We start from the raw sequence: 15,262 nt of genomic DNA, 5'->3' as shown, positions 1-15,262 counted from the left end.
CCACGACGTCGGGAGGTAGACGATGCACGGCGAGCCACGGGCGGCCTCGGCCCCGCAGGAGCACGGGACGCACCCCGGGGGTGGTCACGGAGGGCACGCCGACCACACCGGACACGGACACGCCGACCACGCGGCGGCGTTCCGGGACCGGTTCGTCGTCGCGCTGGTGCTCGCCGTCCCCGTCGTCGGGTTCAGCGCGATGACCGGGATGCTGCTCGGGTACACGCCACCGACGTGGTCGGCGTGGGCCCCACCGGTGCTCGGCACCGTGATCCTCTTCTGGCCGGGGTGGCCGTTCCTGTCCGGCGCCGTCGCCGAGATCCGGGCGCGCCGGCCCGGGATGATGCTGCTGATCGGCATGGCCGTGGGCGTCGCGTGGGTGGCGAGCCTGCTGAGCTCGCTCGGCGTCGGCGGGCTGGACTTCTGGTGGGAGCTGGCGCTGCTGGTCGTGATCATGCTGCTCGGGCACTGGCTCGAGATGCGTGCGCTCGGCCAGGCGTCCGGAGCCCTCGACGCACTGGCCGCGCTGCTGCCCGACACCGCCGAGCGGATCGGGGCCGACGGCACGATCGGCGCGGTCGCACCGGCCGACCTGACTGTCGGCGACGTCGTGCTGGTCCGGTCCGGCGCCCGGGTGCCCGCCGACGGCACGGTCGTCGACGGTGCTGCCGAGGTGGACGAGTCGATGATCACCGGCGAGTCCCGGCCGGTCGCGCGCGGGACCGGCGACCGCGTGGTCGCGGGCACCGTCGCCACCGACTCCGCACTGCGGGTCCGGGTCGACGCCGTCGGCGAGGACACCGCGCTGTCGGGCATCCGCCGCCTGGTCGCGAACGCGCAGGCCTCGCGCTCCCGGGCCCAGGCACTCGCCGACCGCGCGGCGGCGCTGCTGTTCTGGTTCGCCGCGGGTGCCGGGGTGGCGACCTTCGCCGCGTGGACGCTGCTCGGCGACACCGCGCAGGCGGTCACCCGTACCGTCACCGTGCTGGTGATCGCCTGCCCGCACGCGCTCGGGTTGGCGATCCCGCTGGTCATCGCCATCTCCACGGCCCGCGCGGCGCGGTCGGGGGTGCTGGTCACCGACCGGCTCGCGCTGGAGCGCACCCGCACCGTCGACACGGTGCTGTTCGACAAGACCGGCACGCTGACCACCGGCAGCCCCCGGGTCGTCGGGACCGCGGGCGCCGAGCAGACCCTGGCCCTGGCCGCCGCCGTCGAGGTCGACAGCGAGCACCCGCTGGCCCGGGCGGTCGTCACCGCGGCCGGCGGGCGGGACGTCCCGGTCGCCGAGGGGTTCCGCTCGTACACCGGACGCGGTGTCTCCGCGACCGTCGACGGGCGGCCGGTCGCGGTGGGCGGCCCGGCGCTGCTGCGCGAGCGCGGTCTCGGTGTGCCCGCGGAGCTCGCCGGCGACGTGCGCCGGTGGGGCGACGACGGCGCCACCGTGCTGTACGTGGTGACCGGTGCGGAACCCGGCGAGGTGGTGGGCGCGCTCGCGCTCGCCGACGCGGTCCGCCCGGAGTCCCGGGCCGCGGTCGACGCACTGCACGCCCGCGGTGTGCGGGTCGTGATGCTCACCGGCGACGCGCGCCCGGTCGCCGAGGCGGTCGCCCGCGACCTGGGCGTCGACGAGGTGGTCGCCGAGGTGCTGCCCGAGGGCAAGGACGAGGCGGTGGCCCGGCTCCAGGCCCGCGGCGCGGTCGTGGCGATGGTCGGCGACGGCGTGAACGACGCCCCGGCGCTGGCCCGGGCCGACGTCGGCATCGCGATCGGGGCCGGAACCGACGTCGCCGTCGCCTCGGCCGGGGTGGTCCTCGCCTCGTCCGACCCGCGCGGGGTGCTGTCGGTGATCGCACTGTCCCGCGCCGGGTACCGGAAGATGCTGCAGAACCTGTGGTGGGCGGCCGGCTACAACCTGGTCTCGGTGCCGCTCGCGGCCGGAGTGCTCGCCCCGGTCGGGTTCGTGCTCCCGCCCGCGGTCGGTGCGCTGCTGATGAGCCTGTCGACGGTCGTCGTCGCGCTGAACGCGCAGCTGCTGCGCCGGGTGGAGCTGCGCCCGGACCGGCTGGTCAGCTGACCCGCGGTGGCGCCGTCGTCGCCCGGACCACCAGCCGGGTCGGCACCTCGACATCACCGGGGACATCACCGGAGACGCCGCCGGGGACGCCGCCGCCCAGCGCGGCGAGCAGCGCCCGGGCGGCGAGCTCACCCTGGCGGCGAACCGGCTGGGCGACCGTGGTGAGCTCGGCGACGGCGGCCGAGTCGTGGTCGTCGAACCCGACCACCGACACCTGTCCCGGCACCGTCACGCCGGCGCGGCGCAGGGTGCGCAGCACGCCGACTGCGAGCTCGTCGGACATCGCGAACACCGCGGTCGGCATCACCGGCAGCGAGAGCAGCTCGGCGGCCGCGGCGTCGCCGTCGGCCACCCCGGCCCCGGTGGCGACGACCGGGCCTCGGGGGCGCCCGGCCTCGGCGTGCGCGTCGGCCCAGCCGTCGCGCCGGTCGGTCGTCGTGGCGCGGCCGTTGGCCTCGTCGGGGTCGAACGACACCAGCGCGACGCCGCGGTGGCCGAGCCCGAGCAGGTGACGGACGGCGGTCCGGGCACCGGCGCGGTCGTCGATGCCGATCCGCGGCCGCCCGGGCATGTCCCCGCCGAGTACGACGACCGGGATCCCCAGCGCGTCCAGCGCCGCGGCCTCGGTGGTGTCGATGGCCGAGGCGACGACGATCAGCCCGTCGGCGCGACCGCGCACCGGCAGCGTCGCGAAGAAGTGCGCCCGCGCCTGCGGGTCGCCGAGGTTGTGCAGCTGGGTGACGTGCCCGGCCGCGGACAACACGCCCTCCACCCCGGCGACGGCCTCGGCGAAGAACCAGCGGGTCGGGAAGCGGGCGAGCACGGCGACCGTCAGCGGCCGGACCGGGACGGAGTAGCCGAGGGAGGCCGCCGCCCGCCGGACGCGTTCGCGGGTGTCGTGCGAGACGGGGGTGCCCTCGCGCAGGGCGCGCGACACCGTCGCCGGCGAGACCCCGGCGAGCTCGGCGACCCGCCGGACACCCACCCGGCGTACGACCTCGCGCACCGGCTCGTCCGTCACGGGGGTCATCGTGCCCGCCTCTCGACAGCGGTTGCAACCGGATGAAACACTCTGCAACACCGCCCCGCCCACGATCCGTCCCCGGGAGCATCATGTCCGTGCACGAGCAGGACTGGTGGCGCAACGCCGTCGTCTACCAGGTCTACATCCGCAGCTTCGCCGACGGGAACGGCGACGGGGACGGTGACCTCACCGGCCTGCGCAGCAGGCTCGACCATCTCGACCGGCTCGGCGTCGACGCGATCTGGATCAACCCCTGGTACCCGTCTCCGCTGGCCGACGGCGGCTACGACGTGGCCGACTACCGCGCGATCAACCCGATGTTCGGCGACACCGCGCAGGCCGAGGCCCTGATCGCCGAGGCGCACGAGCGCGGCATCAAGGTGCTGCTCGACATCGTCCCGAACCACCACTCCGACGAGCACGTGTGGTTCCGGCAGGCGCTGGCCGCCGGCCCCGGCTCGCCGGAGCGCGAGCGCTACATCTTCCGCGACGGCCGCGGCACCGACGGCGCGCTGCCGCCGAACAACTGGCAGTCGATGTTCGGCGGGTCCGCGTGGGAGCGGGTCGTCTCCCCCGACGGGACCCCGGAGCAGTGGTACCTGCACCTGTTCGACATCCGGCAGCCGGACGTGAACTGGGAGCACCCGGAGATCCGCGCCGATTTCGAGGAGACACTGCGCTTCTGGTTCGACCGGGGTGTGGACGGGTTCCGCGTCGACGTCGCGAACTCGATGGTGAAGGAGCCCGGGCTGCCCGACATCGTCGAGGGCGTCAACGACGTCCAGGACGGCAGCCACCCCTACCTCGACCGCGACGGCGTGCACGACATCTTCCGGTCGTGGCGCCGGATCGGCGACACCTACGACCCGCCGCGGGTGTTCGTCGCCGAGGCCTGGGTGCCGGACCCGCAGCGGCTGGCCCGCTACCTGCGCCCGGACGAGCTGCAGACCGCGTTCAGCTTCAACTTCCTCACCGCCGCCTGGCTGGCCGACGACCTGCGCGCCAACATCGACGACGCGATCGCCGAGAACACCCGGGTCGGCGCACCGGCGACCTGGGTGCTGTCCAACCACGACGTCTGCCGGCACCCCAGCCGGCTGGCCCGCAAGCCCGAGGCCGGACGCGGCTGGAACCTCGACGACGTGATCGCCCTGCCCGCCGACCCGGAGCTCGGGCTGCGCCGGGCCCGGGCGGCGACGCTGCTGATGCTCGCGCTGCCCGGCACCGCGTACCTCTACCAGGGCGAGGAGTTCGGGCTGCCGGAGGTCGAGGACATCCCGACCGACCGGCTCGACGACCCGACCTGGGAGCTGTCCGGGCACACCCTGCGCGGACGCGACGGCTGCCGCGTCCCGCTGCCGTGGGTCGCGGACGCGCCGGGCTTCGGCTTCGGCCCGTCCGGCGAACCGTGGCTGCCCCAGCCCGCGGTCTTCGCCCGGCACGCCGCGGACGCCCAGGAGGCCGACCCGGACTCGGTGCTGCACCTCTACCGCGACGCGCTGGCCATCCGCCGCGCCCACCCCGCGCTCGGCGGCGGCACCCTGGCCTGGCAGGAGTCGCCGGAGGGCACGCTGGCCCTGACCCGTACCTCCGACGCCGGCGACGGCGGCTTCACCTGCCTGGTGAACGTCTCCTCCGCGCCGGTGTCACTGCCCGAGGACGCCGAGGTGATGCTGGCCAGCGGCCCGCTCACCGCGCGCGGCGAGGTCCCCTCCGACACCGCGGTGTGGCTGCGCCACTGAGCTGCGGCACTGAGCTGCGTCACTGACCGTCCACACCACGACGGCCGGGCCGGGCGGGTGCCCGGCCCGGCCGTCGGCGGCTCAGGCCACGATGGGCAGCCCGGCGAACCAGACCTCGCGCAGCGTGCGCTCGGTCCAGCGCCAGACCCGCCGCGCGACGACCGGGTCGAGCGCGTGGGCGGCGACCCCGCCCGCCACTCCCGGCCCGACCGGTCCCGCCTCCGCGAGCCCGGCGAAGTAGCGCCCGCTGATCCCCCCGACCAGCGGTGACGCCGCGGCCAGTACGACCGTCGCGGCCCCCTGCTCGGGGTCGACCCCCACCGGGCCGGGGTCGGCGGCATTCACCGCGATCCCGTCGCCCGACCAGCGACGCGCGGCCTCGACCGCGTGCAGCAGCGCTGCACTCCGGGACCGGGCGTGGGCGAGGTGGGCGTCGTAGCGCTGGTCGGAGAAGTGCGGGTCCTCCGGGTCGAACGCCGCGTCCCGGTGGGCGGCGGAGGTCACGGTGACCACCCGGGCGCCGTCGACCGCGGTGAGCGCCCAGTGCAGCCCCGAGGTGAGCGACGCCGGCCCGAGGTGGTTGACGGCCAGGTGCAGCTCCCAGTCGTCGACGGTGCGGGTCAGCGGGGCACCGGCGACGGCGGCGGCGTGCACGAGCATGTGCAGCGGGCCGTCCCACAGCCGCACGAAGCGGGCGACCGAGCGCTGGTCGGACAGGTCGAGCTCGCCGACGGCGACGCGCTCGTTGCCGGTGTCGGCGACGATGCCGTCGCGGGCGACGGCCCCGGCCTCGGCGTCGCGCACGGCGAGGGTGACCTCGGCCCCGGCGGCGGCCAGTGCGCGGGCGGTGGCGAGGCCGACCCCGGTGGTGGCACCGGTGACGACGGCGCGCCGCCCGGTGAGGTCGACGCCGGCGAGGACGTCGGCGGCGGTGGCCGCGGCCGGTGCGACCGGGAGGACGGCGGCCGCCGTCGAGGTGGTCGAGGTGATGGTGGAGACGGGACGGGATCGGTCGGTCGTGGAGCGGAACAGCATGGCGTGATCCCTTCTGAGCACCGGGTACGCGGTCGGTGACGTCGTCGTTGCGTCGCCGTGTCCCCGGGGACAAGTAAGCGGAGGATCCTCCGCATGACTCGGGACTCTATCCGGAGCATCCTCCGGATCGCAAGACGTATCGTGGGATCGTCAGTCCACCCGAGGAGGCACCGTCATGGGCACCAGCACACGTTCCGGCCTGCGCGCGGACGCCGCGCGCAACCGTGAGCTGCTGCTGGCCGCGGCCGTGCGCGCGTTCACCGCGGAGAGCCGCGGCGGCCCCGCCACGACCCTCGACGGCATCGCGAAGGACGCCGGCGTCGGCATCGGCACGCTCTACCGGCACTTCCCGAACCGGGACTCCCTGGTCGAGGCGGTCTACCGCAACGAGCTCGACCGGCTCTGCGCCGCGGCCGAACAGCTGCGCACCGAGCTGCCCGCGGACCAGGCACTACGGGCCTGGATGGACCGCTTCGTCGACTACGTGATCACCAAGAAGCATCTCGCGGACTCGCTGCACGCCCTCGTCGCCTGCGGGCACAACCCGTTCGCCCAGAGTCGCGAGCGGATGGTCGAGGCCGTCCGCCTGCTCCAGCAGGCCGGCGTCGCCGACGGCACCCTGCGCGACGACGTCGACGCCGCGGACGTGCTCGTCGGCACCAGCGGGATCTGCATGGCCGTCGCCGACCCACAGGCTCGCGAGCAGGCCGGACGGCTGCTGGACCTGCTCGTCGACGGCCTGCGTCCGCGCTGAGCCCCGACCCGGGCACCCGGGGTGATCGTCCGGACACGTAGGATCCGTCCCGGACGAGGGCACCGGCCCGGACGAGCACGGAGGCATCATGGGCGAGCCGTTGCGCCGCGGAACGGACCGCGGGGAACACCGCCGCCCGGCCGTCGCGACCGCTCCGCCGGCCGACCTGGTTGCCGCCCCCGGCTACGGCGCGCGCCGCATGTACCAGGCGTACCTCGCCGCCTGGAGCCGCCACGTCGACCCGGTGCTGACCGGCCCGCAGTTCGCGGTGCTGTCGGCGATCCGCGCCTACCCGGAGTCCGACCAGAGCTCACTGGCCGGCGCCGTCGCCCTGGACACCTCCACGATGGCCGACGTCTGCCGCCGGATGGAGCGCCGAGGACTCATCGAGCGCACCGAGTCCCCCCGCGACGCCCGGCGCAAGATCCTCTCCCTCACCGACGACGGCACAGCTGCCCTCGCCGAGGTCACCCGCCGTACGCGGCGCCTGGACGCGGAGCTGCTGGCCGCGGTCCCGCAGGACCGGCGCTCGGAGATCGCCGGCCTGCTCAACACCCTCGGTGCCCACTGGGAGGCGGTCGCGGAGCGGACGTCGCTGCCCGGCGACGACTGAACCCGCCCGCCCCGTTACGTCCCGGTTTCCCTTCCGGGTCGTTCCCGCGAGAACCTTGCGTATCCGGATAGTACGTGCTCGGATTACTTCTCGTGCGGGCCACGTCACAGGTCCGCCGGATGCGAGGAGGTAGTCGTGGCACCCAGCCAGTCCCTGGAGATCACGGTCACGGGCGGCGGCCTCGGCGGGCTGACCGCCGCACTGGCCCTGCGCCGCCAGGGCTTCCGGGCCACCGTGCTCGAGGCCGCGCCGCAGCTCGGCGAGGTCGGCGCCGGGATCCAGACCGCCCCCAACGCCAGCCGCATCCTGTTCGGCCTGGGGCTGCGCCGGTCGCTGGAGCGGATCCACACCGCCCCGCAGGACCAGGTGCGGCGGCGCTGGGCCGACGGCTCGATCATCGCCCAGCTCCCGCTCGGGCAGCAGGTCGTCGAGGCCTACGGTGCGCCGTACTGGCACTACCACCGCGCCGACCTGCACCGCGTCCTGCTCGATGCCTGCCTCGACCCGGACGGCCCCGGCCCCGCCGTGACCGTGCACACCGACGCGAAGGTCGTCGAGCTCGACCGCAGCGACCCGGACCGCCCGGTGGCGGTCACCGCGCGCGGGCTGCGCGTCGCGGGCGACGTGCTGGTCGGCGCCGACGGCATCCGGTCCGGGGTGCGCGACCTCGCCGGGTTCGACGACACCCTCGCCTTCTCCGGCGAGATGGCCTACCGCGCCCTGATCCCCGGCGAGCTGATCGCCGCGGACCCGGCGACCCGGTTCCTGCTCGACCGCTACCACTCCACGATCTGGTACGGCCCCGGCAAGCACCTGGTGCACTACATGATCCGCCGCGGCGAGTACCTCAACGTCGTCGCGATCGTGCCCTGCACCGAGCAGGTCGAGCGCGACTGGAGCGCCCCCGCCACCGCCGAGGACCTCGTCGCCGACTTCGCCGACTGGGACGACCGCGTCCCGGCGATGCTGTCCAAGGCCAAGGACGACGTCTCGGTGTGGGCGCTGTACCGGCGCCGCCGCGACCCGGTCTGGCTCGACGGCCGGGTCGTCCTCCTCGGCGACGCCTGCCACGCGATGCTCCCCTACCAGGCCCAGGGCGCCTCGCAGGCGATGGAGGACGCCGCCGTGCTGGCCGAGGAGCTCGGCGCGGCCGGCCGCGGCGGGATCGACACCGCGCTCGCGCGGTACGTGCAGCGCCGCGCCAAGCACGCGGGCGTCGTCCAGGACGCCTCGCTGCAGAACATGGACTTCTACCACCTGCCCGACGGCCCCGAGCAGCGCGAACGCGACGAGAAGCTGCGCCGCTTCCAGGGCGAGTCCGACGTGTCCTACGACTGGCTGTGGCGGGGTTCCCCGTTGAACGATCCGGACGACGAGTCCGTCACCTACCCCTTCGCCCGATAGAGGAGCACCGACATGCGTACCGGAGACCAGGTCGTCCAGGACCTGCCCTGGCGCTGGGGCGTCCAGGGGAAGATCTTCCTCATCGGCGGCCTCGGCTACATGTTCGACGCCTGGGACGTCGCCCTCAACGGCTTCCTCACCCCACTGCTCGGCGTCGAGTTCGACCTCTCGACCGGCCAGCGCGGCCTCGTCGCGACGGCCAACCTCATCGGCATGGCCGTCGGCGCCGTCGCGTTCGGCACCATCGCCGACCGGATGGGCCGCAAGCGGGTCTTCAGCATCACGCTGCTGATCTTCGCCCTGTTCTCCGTACTGGGCGCCTTCTCCCCCAGCTGGGAGGTCTTCCTGGCGCTGCGCTTCCTGGCCGGCATCGGGCTCGGCGGCTGCATCCCCGTCGACTACGCGATCGTCAGTGAGTTCTCACCCCGGCGCTACCGGGGCAAGGTGCTCGCCGCGATGGACGGCTGGTGGCCGATCGGCGCCACCCTCGCCGGGCTGTCGGCGACCCTGCTGGTGCCCGTCGAGGGCAACTGGCGCTGGATGCTCGCGCTGATGGTGCTGCCCGCGCTGCTGCTGGTCTGGGTCCGCCGCGGCGTCCCGGAGTCCCCGCTCTACCTGGCCCGGACCGGCCGCGAGGCCGAGGCCCGCGCCGTCATCGACGACATGGTCCGCCGCACCGGCGCCCCCGTCGAGCAGTACACGATCACCGCCGCCGCGCCGGAGCCGACCACCTCGCGCCGCCGCGGTCTCGGCGCGCTGGCCGAGCAGCTGCGCATGGTGTGGTCGTTCAACCCGCGCATCACCGGCGTCGCCTGGTCGCTGTTCATCACCGTCATGGTCGTCTACTACGCCGCGCTGTCCTGGATGCCGTCGATCCTGCGGGCCCAGGGCATGGGCGAGGTGGCCGCGTTCGCCTCCACCACGGTCATGAACGCGGTCGGCATCCTCGGGGTCATCACCTCGGTGCTGCTGGTCGAGGTCGTCGGCCGCAAGTGGGTCATCGGCGTCGCGGGACCGTGCGCCGCACTGTCGCTGGTCGTGTTCTCGCTGGTCATGGGCTCGTCCACGGCGGCGGTCGCGATGATCGCGGTGTTCGGGTTCTTCGCCCTGGTCGTCATCCCGGTCATGTACGCCTACGTCTCCGAGCTCTACCCCACCGAGCTGCGGGCCTCGGGCTTCGGCTGGGCGTCGTCGTCGAGCCGGGCGGTGACCGGCTTCGTCCCGCTGATCTTCGGCAGCCTGCTGTGGCCGGTGCTGGGCCTGCCGCTGACCTTCACGCTGATGGCGCTGCTGGTGCTGGCCGCGGTGACGTTCATGGCGCTCGGCGCCCCCGAGACCCGGGGCCGCGAGCTGGACCGCATCACCGGCGACGAGCAGACCCTCGACGCGCCGGCCGTGGAGCGGGTGGAGAAGGCGTGAAGCCCGCCGCGTTCACCTACCACCGGGCGTCGTCGGTGCGCGGGGCGGTCGACCTGCTGACCGAGCTGGCCGACGACGAGCCCAAGCTGCTCGCCGGCGGGCAGAGCCTGGTCGCGATGATGAACTACCGGATGGCCCGCCCCGGGCACCTGATCGACCTCACGCACGTGCCGGGCCTGGCCGGCATCCGCCGCACCGGCGGTGCACTCCGGATCGGCGCACTCACCACGCACCGGGCCGTCGAGCGGGCCGACCTCGGGCCGGACTTCGCGGTCCTGTCGGCCGCGATGCGCTGGGTCGGGCACCTGCCGATCCGCACCCGCGGCACCGTCGGGGGGTCGATCGCGCACGGCGACGCCACCGCCGAGTGGTGTCTGCTGGCCGTGCTCCTCGACGCCGTGGTCGTCGCCGAGGGGCCGGGCGGGCGCCGCGAGATCCGGGCGCGGGAGTTCTTCCTCGGCCCGTTCACCACCGCCCTGGCCCCCGACGAGGTGATCGTCGAGGTCGTGTTCCCCCGGCCCGCGCCGCGGGCGGCGCTCACCGAGTACGCCGACCGGCGTGGCGACTTCGCCGTCGTCGCGGCGGGGGTGGACCTGGACACCGAGGAGGTCGTGCTCGGTGGGGTCGGCGCCGTCCCGGTGCTGGTCGGCCCGGCAGGGACGCCGTCGGAGGTCGCCGACGGGCTGGAGCTGCGCGACGAGGCCGGGATCCCCGCGGCGTACCGCCGCGGCCTGGTCCGCACCCTCGTCGCCCGGGCACGGGAGGAGGCCGCCGGTGGCTGAGCCCGGATTCCGCCGCGACGGCAGCTGGGTCGGCGCGTCCGTCCCGCGCCGGGAGGACCCGCGGCTGCTCACCGGCCGCGGCCGGTTCGTCGACGACATCACGCTGCCCCGGATGCTGCACGCCGCGTTCGTGCGCAGCACCGAGGCACACGCCAGGGTGGTCGACGTCGACCTGTCCGAGGTCCGTGCGGTCCCCGGCGTCGTCGCCGCGTTCGCCGCCGCCGACCTCGCCCTGCGCGACATCACCGCGTTGCTCGACCGGCCGATCGAGGAGTTCGTCCCGACCTCGATGCCGGTGCTGGCCGGGGAGAAGGTCCGCTACGTCGGCGAACCGCTCGCGATCGTGCTCGCCACCGACCCCTACGCCGCCGAGGACGGGGTGGAGGCCGCCGTCGTCGAGCTCGACCCGCTCGACCCGGTGGTCACCGAGGCCGCCGCGCTGGCCGCGGCCGGCCCGCCGGTGCACGACGAGGCCCCCGGCAACGTGCTCGTGGACGTGTCGCTGTTCGCGACCGAGGGCATCGACGACGTGTTCGCCGACGCGCACACGGTCGTCTCGGTCGAGGCACGGACCGGTCGGCAGAACGCGCTCCCGCTGGAGACCCGCGGCGTCGTCGCCGACTGGGACGACCGCGACGAGCAGCTGGTCGTGCGCACCTGCACCCAGGTCCCGCACCAGGTCCGCACGGTCCTGGCCCGCTGTGCCGGGCTCGACGAGAGACAGGTCCGGGTCCTGGTGCCGGACATGGGCGGCGGGTTCGGGCAGAAGTGCGTCGTCGGCCGGGAGGAGATCGCCGCCGCGGCCGCCGCGAAGCGGCTCCGCCGTCCGGTGAAGTGGATCGAGGACCGGCGCGAGGCGCTGACCGCGAGCTTCCTGGCCCGCGAGCAGCACTACACCGCCCGCGCCGCGTTCACCGCCGACGGGGAGATCCTCGCCCTGGAGTCCGACGTCGTCTGCGACATGGGCGCCTACTCCTGCTACCCGTTCACCGCGGGCATCGAGCCGCTGATGGCCTCGGCGGAGATGCCCGGCGTCTACCGGGTGCCGGCCTACCGGGTGCGCGGCCGCGCGGTCACCACGAACAAAGCGCCGACCGCGCCGTACCGCGGGGTGTCCCGGCCGCAGTACGTGATGGTGATGGAGCGGCTGATGGAGCGCGCCGCCCGCGAGCTCGGGCTCGACGCCCTGGAGGTCCGCCGCCGCAACCTGATCACCGAGTTCCCCTACCGCGGGGTCAACGCGATCACCTACGACCCGGGGTCCTACCGGGAGTCGCTGGACCTGTGCGAGCAGGTGCTGCGCGACGAGGGCTGGCCCGGGCGCACCCTGTCCGACGGCCGGGTCCTCGGCATCGGCTACTCCTGCTTCTCCGAGCGCACCGGCTACGGCTCCGGCGCGTTCGCGGCGCGGAAGATACAGGTCGTCCCCGGGTTCGACCTGTCCCAGATCACGATGGACCTGGACGGCACGGTCACCGTCACCACCGGCACGCTCTCGCACGGCCAGAGCCACGAGACGACCTTCGCCCAGATCGTCGCCGACCGGCTCGGCCTGCCCTACGACAAGGTCACGATCGTCCAGGGCGACACCGACCGGATCACCTACGGCTGGGGCTCGTTCGCGTCCCGCTCGGTGACGATCGGCGGGTCCGCGGCGGCCGCGGCGGCGGTGAAGCTGGGCGACCAGCTCCGTGCGCTGGCCGCGCACCTCGCCGGGAGCGACGTCGACTCCGCCGAGCTCGACGGCCGCGGCGGCGTCCGCGCCGGGGACCGCACGTTCTCCTACGCCGAGCTGGCCGACGTCGCCTACCTGCGCGCGCACCTGCTTCCCAAGGAGGTCGGGCCGGGCCTGACCGCGACGGCGAGCTTCGACGTCGGCGGCGACGGCACGTTCTCCAACGCCACGCACGGCTGCGTCGTCGCGCTGGACCCGGGCACCGGCGGCGTGGAGATCCTGCGCTACGTCTGCGTCGAGGACTGCGGCGTCGCCATCCACCCGCGCGTGGTCGAGGGGCAGGCCCGCGGCGGCATCGCCCAGGGCATCGCCGGGGCGCTGTTCGAGCAGGTCGTCTACGACGAGCTCGGCCAGCCGCTCGCGCCGAGCTTCATGGAGTACAAGGTCCCGACCGCCGCCGAGATCCCCGACGTGCGCATCGAGCACCTCGAGACACCGTGCGCGTTCACCGCCGACGGCGCGAAGGGCGCAGGCGAGGGCGGCACGATCGGCGCCCCCGCGGCCGTGCTCAACGCCGTCAACGACGCGCTGCGCACGACCGGCGTCGAGCTGGACTCCACCCCGATCCCCCGCGCCGCCCTCTTCGCGGCCCTGAACCAGGAGGCATCGTGACCGACGTCCAGCTGGTCGAGCTGACCGTCAACGGCGAGCGTCACGAGCTGGCGATCCCGCCGCGCCGCACGCTGGCCGACGTGCTCCGCCACGACCTGGGGCTGACCGGCACCCACGTCGGCTGCGAGCACGGGATCTGCGGGGCGTGCACCGTGCTCGTCGACGACGCGCCCGCCCGCGCCTGCCTGCTGTTCGCCGTGCAGGTGGAGAACGCAGCGATCCGCACCGTCGAGTCGCTGTCCGGGCCCGACGGCGGGCTGTCGGACCTGCAGCAGTGCTTCGGCGAGCACCACGGTCTGCAGTGCGGCTTCTGCACCCCCGGGTTCCTGATGCTGGCCGAGGGCTACCTCGCCGAGTCCCCCGACGCGGATCGCGAGGAGATCCGCGAGGTCGTGGCGTCGAACCTGTGCCGGTGCACCGGCTACCAGACCATCGTCGACGCCGTGGAGGACTGCGCGGGCCGGCGCCGCGCCGCGCTGCAGTCCGCACTGGACTCCGCACCCCGTTCCGCCCCGCAGTCCGCCCCGCAGTCCGCACTGGACGGAGCATCCGCATGAGCCCGCACGCCACCGGTCCGCACGGGGCCGGCACCGACGCGACCTATGCGACCGCCGGGTTCGGCGCGGCCGCGCGGCGCGGGACCCGGCCCGCGGTCGTCGTCGTGGACCTGACGGTCGGGTTCACCGACCCCGCGCTGCCCACCGGCAGCGAGCTGTCCGAGGTCGTCGCGGCGACGTCGACCCTGGTCGGGGCGGCCCGCACCCTCGACGCCCCGGTGGTGTGGACGACGATCGCCTACACCCCCGCCGAGCTCGACACCCTGCCCTGGCTGGTGAAGGCGCCCGGCATGCGCTCGCTCGTCGAGGGTTCGGCCGCCGTCGGCTTCGACCCTCGGCTCGACGTCCGCGGCACCGACCACACCCTGACCAAGAAGGGTGCCTCGGCGTTCTTCGACACCGGGCTCGCGACCCTGCTGCAGTCCTCCGGTGTGGACACCGTGCTGGTGTGCGGGGCCACCACCTCGGGCTGTGTCCGCGCGACCGCCGTCGACGCCGTCCAGTCCGGGTTCGGCGTACTGGTGCCGCGTGAGTGCGTCGGCGACCGCGCGGCCGGGCCGCACGAGGCGAACCTGTTCGACATCCACGCCAAGTACGGCGACGTGATCGGTCTCGACGACGCGCTCGCCTACCTGAAGGGACTCCTGTGACCGTCACGTCCACCCGCCTCCGGCAGGTCCGCCAGGACGCGCTCGCCGACCTCGCCGACGTCCCCGCCGTGTCCCGCTGGGTGCGGCACGGCGACCTGGCGCTGCACGCCCTGGACTACGGCGGCGACGGCGTCGCCGTCCTGGTCCTGCCCGGCATCACCAGCCCCGCGGTGACGATGGACTTCGTCGCCCGCGAGCTCGTCGACCTGTGCCGCCCGGTGGTGCTCGACGTCCGCGGTCGCGGGCTGTCCGACACCGGCGGCTCCTGGACCCTCGACGACTACGCCGGCGACGCCGTGGCCGTGCTCGACGCGCTGGACCTGGGCCCCGACACGGTGCTGTTCGGGCACTCGATGGGCGCCCGGATCGCCGCCGTCGCCGCCACGCGACGGCCGGTCGGCGGCGCCGTGCTCGTCGACCCGCCGCTGTCGGGACCCGGCCGCGCGCCGTACCCGACGACGCTGGAGGCGTTCCTGGGCCAGCTGCACGAGGCACAGCACGGCACCGACGCCGACGGGGTCGCGCGGTCCTGGCCTCGCTGGCCCCGCCGCGAGCAGGAGCTGCGCGCACGCTGGCTGTCCTCCTGCGACGAGGCCGCGATCGCCGCGACGCACGCCGGGTTCGAGTCCGAGGACTTCTTCGACGTCTGGCCGAGCGTCCCGGCGCCGGTGACCCTGCTGTACGGCGCGGACTCCCCCGTCGTGCCCGCGTCCGGGGTCGCCGAGCTCGCCGCCGCCCGGCCGGGCTCCCGGCTCGTCGCCGTCCCGGACGCCGGGCACATGGTGTTCTGGGACAACCCGGCCGAGGCGCTGGAGCTGCTGCGCACGACGCTCACCGGGCTCCTCCGGGGCTGACCCC

The 15,262-nt window shown here is 74.6% G+C and carries 13 protein-coding genes; 11 read left to right on the top strand and 2 right to left on the bottom strand.

Features of this window, described 5'->3' with window-relative positions; translation table 11 throughout:
• The first annotated feature begins 22 nt into the window (after nt 1–22).
• Complete coding sequence (locus Ae505Ps2_RS13090) at nt 23–2,077, top strand: copper-translocating P-type ATPase (protein WP_075553659.1); 2,055 nt, start codon at nt 23–25, stop codon at nt 2,075–2,077.
• Here the strand turns inward: Ae505Ps2_RS13090 and Ae505Ps2_RS13085 are convergent.
• On the bottom strand, nt 2,070–3,107 hold the full coding sequence (locus tag Ae505Ps2_RS13085; RefSeq protein WP_075553658.1) for a LacI family DNA-binding transcriptional regulator: 1,038 nt from the start codon (nt 3,105–3,107) through the stop codon (nt 2,070–2,072). The two genes, Ae505Ps2_RS13090 and Ae505Ps2_RS13085, sit on opposite strands and share 8 nt — an antisense overlap.
• Nucleotides 3,108–3,190: 83 nt before the next feature.
• On the opposite strand from Ae505Ps2_RS13085, the gene Ae505Ps2_RS13080 reads away from it, so the two are divergent.
• Complete coding sequence (locus Ae505Ps2_RS13080) at nt 3,191–4,843, top strand: glycoside hydrolase family 13 protein (protein WP_075553657.1); 1,653 nt, start codon at nt 3,191–3,193, stop codon at nt 4,841–4,843.
• An 81-nt stretch (nt 4,844–4,924) separates the two neighbouring features.
• On the opposite strand, the gene Ae505Ps2_RS13075 is transcribed toward Ae505Ps2_RS13080, so the two are convergent.
• A complete protein-coding gene (locus Ae505Ps2_RS13075) occupies nt 4,925–5,878 on the bottom strand; it encodes an SDR family NAD(P)-dependent oxidoreductase (RefSeq protein ID WP_083695618.1) in 954 nt (317 codons plus the stop codon).
• A gap of 175 nt (nt 5,879–6,053) precedes the next feature.
• On the opposite strand from Ae505Ps2_RS13075, the gene Ae505Ps2_RS13070 reads away from it, so the two are divergent.
• The 9 genes from Ae505Ps2_RS13070 to Ae505Ps2_RS13030 all read left to right on the top strand — a co-directional run bounded on the left by Ae505Ps2_RS13070 (nt 6,054) and on the right by Ae505Ps2_RS13030 (nt 15,258).
• Nucleotides 6,054–6,632, top strand: coding sequence for a TetR/AcrR family transcriptional regulator (locus Ae505Ps2_RS13070; RefSeq protein ID WP_075307983.1), 579 nt, complete (start codon nt 6,054–6,056; stop codon nt 6,630–6,632).
• Between the two features lie 88 nt (nt 6,633–6,720).
• On the top strand, nt 6,721–7,245 hold the full coding sequence (locus Ae505Ps2_RS13065) for a MarR family winged helix-turn-helix transcriptional regulator (RefSeq protein ID WP_075307985.1): 525 nt from the start codon (nt 6,721–6,723) through the stop codon (nt 7,243–7,245).
• A gap of 135 nt (nt 7,246–7,380) precedes the next feature.
• Complete coding sequence (locus tag Ae505Ps2_RS13060) at nt 7,381–8,649, top strand: FAD-dependent monooxygenase (protein WP_075307987.1); 1,269 nt, start codon at nt 7,381–7,383, stop codon at nt 8,647–8,649.
• Between the two features lie 12 nt (nt 8,650–8,661).
• Nucleotides 8,662–10,068, top strand: coding sequence for an MFS transporter (locus tag Ae505Ps2_RS13055; RefSeq protein ID WP_075307989.1), 1,407 nt, complete (start codon nt 8,662–8,664; stop codon nt 10,066–10,068).
• Nucleotides 10,065–10,850 (top strand): FAD binding domain-containing protein, encoded by a 786-nt coding sequence (locus Ae505Ps2_RS13050; RefSeq protein ID WP_075307991.1) that lies wholly within the window; start codon nt 10,065–10,067, stop codon nt 10,848–10,850. The genes Ae505Ps2_RS13055 and Ae505Ps2_RS13050 overlap by 4 nt, the downstream gene beginning before the upstream one ends.
• On the top strand, nt 10,843–13,197 hold the full coding sequence (locus Ae505Ps2_RS13045; protein ID WP_075553656.1) for a xanthine dehydrogenase family protein molybdopterin-binding subunit: 2,355 nt from the start codon (nt 10,843–10,845) through the stop codon (nt 13,195–13,197). Before Ae505Ps2_RS13050 ends, Ae505Ps2_RS13045 begins: the two co-directional genes overlap by 8 nt.
• Nucleotides 13,194–13,754 (top strand): (2Fe-2S)-binding protein, encoded by a 561-nt coding sequence (locus tag Ae505Ps2_RS13040; RefSeq protein ID WP_075333050.1) that lies wholly within the window; start codon nt 13,194–13,196, stop codon nt 13,752–13,754. Before Ae505Ps2_RS13045 ends, Ae505Ps2_RS13040 begins: the two co-directional genes overlap by 4 nt.
• Nucleotides 13,751–14,404 carry an isochorismatase family protein gene (locus tag Ae505Ps2_RS13035; protein ID WP_075307996.1) on the top strand — a complete coding sequence of 218 codons (654 nt, stop codon included), beginning with the start codon at nt 13,751–13,753 and terminating at the stop codon, nt 14,402–14,404. The genes Ae505Ps2_RS13040 and Ae505Ps2_RS13035 overlap by 4 nt, the downstream gene beginning before the upstream one ends.
• A complete protein-coding gene (locus Ae505Ps2_RS13030; RefSeq protein WP_075307998.1) occupies nt 14,401–15,258 on the top strand; it encodes an alpha/beta hydrolase in 858 nt (285 codons plus the stop codon). Before Ae505Ps2_RS13035 ends, Ae505Ps2_RS13030 begins: the two co-directional genes overlap by 4 nt.
• Nucleotides 15,259–15,262 lie beyond the last annotated feature (4 nt).

The sequence above is a fragment of the Pseudonocardia sp. Ae505_Ps2 genome (assembly GCF_001932425.1).
Lineage (GTDB): Bacteria > Actinomycetota > Actinomycetes > Mycobacteriales > Pseudonocardiaceae > Pseudonocardia.
This window is presented reverse-complemented; position numbering and strand designations above follow the sequence as displayed.

Bases quoted from the DNA above. Each gene is read 5' to 3' on its own strand.
- Ae505Ps2_RS13090 (WP_075553659.1), top strand. From the start codon at position 23: ATGCACGGCGAGCCACGGGCGGCCTCGGCCCCGCAGGAGCACGGGACG.
- Ae505Ps2_RS13085 (WP_075553658.1), bottom strand. From the start codon at position 3,107: ATGACCCCCGTGACGGACGAGCCGGTGCGCGAGGTCGTACGCCGGGTG.
- Ae505Ps2_RS13080 (WP_075553657.1), top strand. From the start codon at position 3,191: ATGTCCGTGCACGAGCAGGACTGGTGGCGCAACGCCGTCGTCTACCAG.
- Ae505Ps2_RS13075 (WP_083695618.1), bottom strand. From the start codon at position 5,878: ATGCTGTTCCGCTCCACGACCGACCGATCCCGTCCCGTCTCCACCATC.
- Ae505Ps2_RS13070 (WP_075307983.1), top strand. From the start codon at position 6,054: ATGGGCACCAGCACACGTTCCGGCCTGCGCGCGGACGCCGCGCGCAAC.
- Ae505Ps2_RS13065 (WP_075307985.1), top strand. From the start codon at position 6,721: ATGGGCGAGCCGTTGCGCCGCGGAACGGACCGCGGGGAACACCGCCGC.
- Ae505Ps2_RS13055 (WP_075307989.1), top strand. From the start codon at position 8,662: ATGCGTACCGGAGACCAGGTCGTCCAGGACCTGCCCTGGCGCTGGGGC.
- Ae505Ps2_RS13035 (WP_075307996.1), top strand. From the start codon at position 13,751: ATGAGCCCGCACGCCACCGGTCCGCACGGGGCCGGCACCGACGCGACC.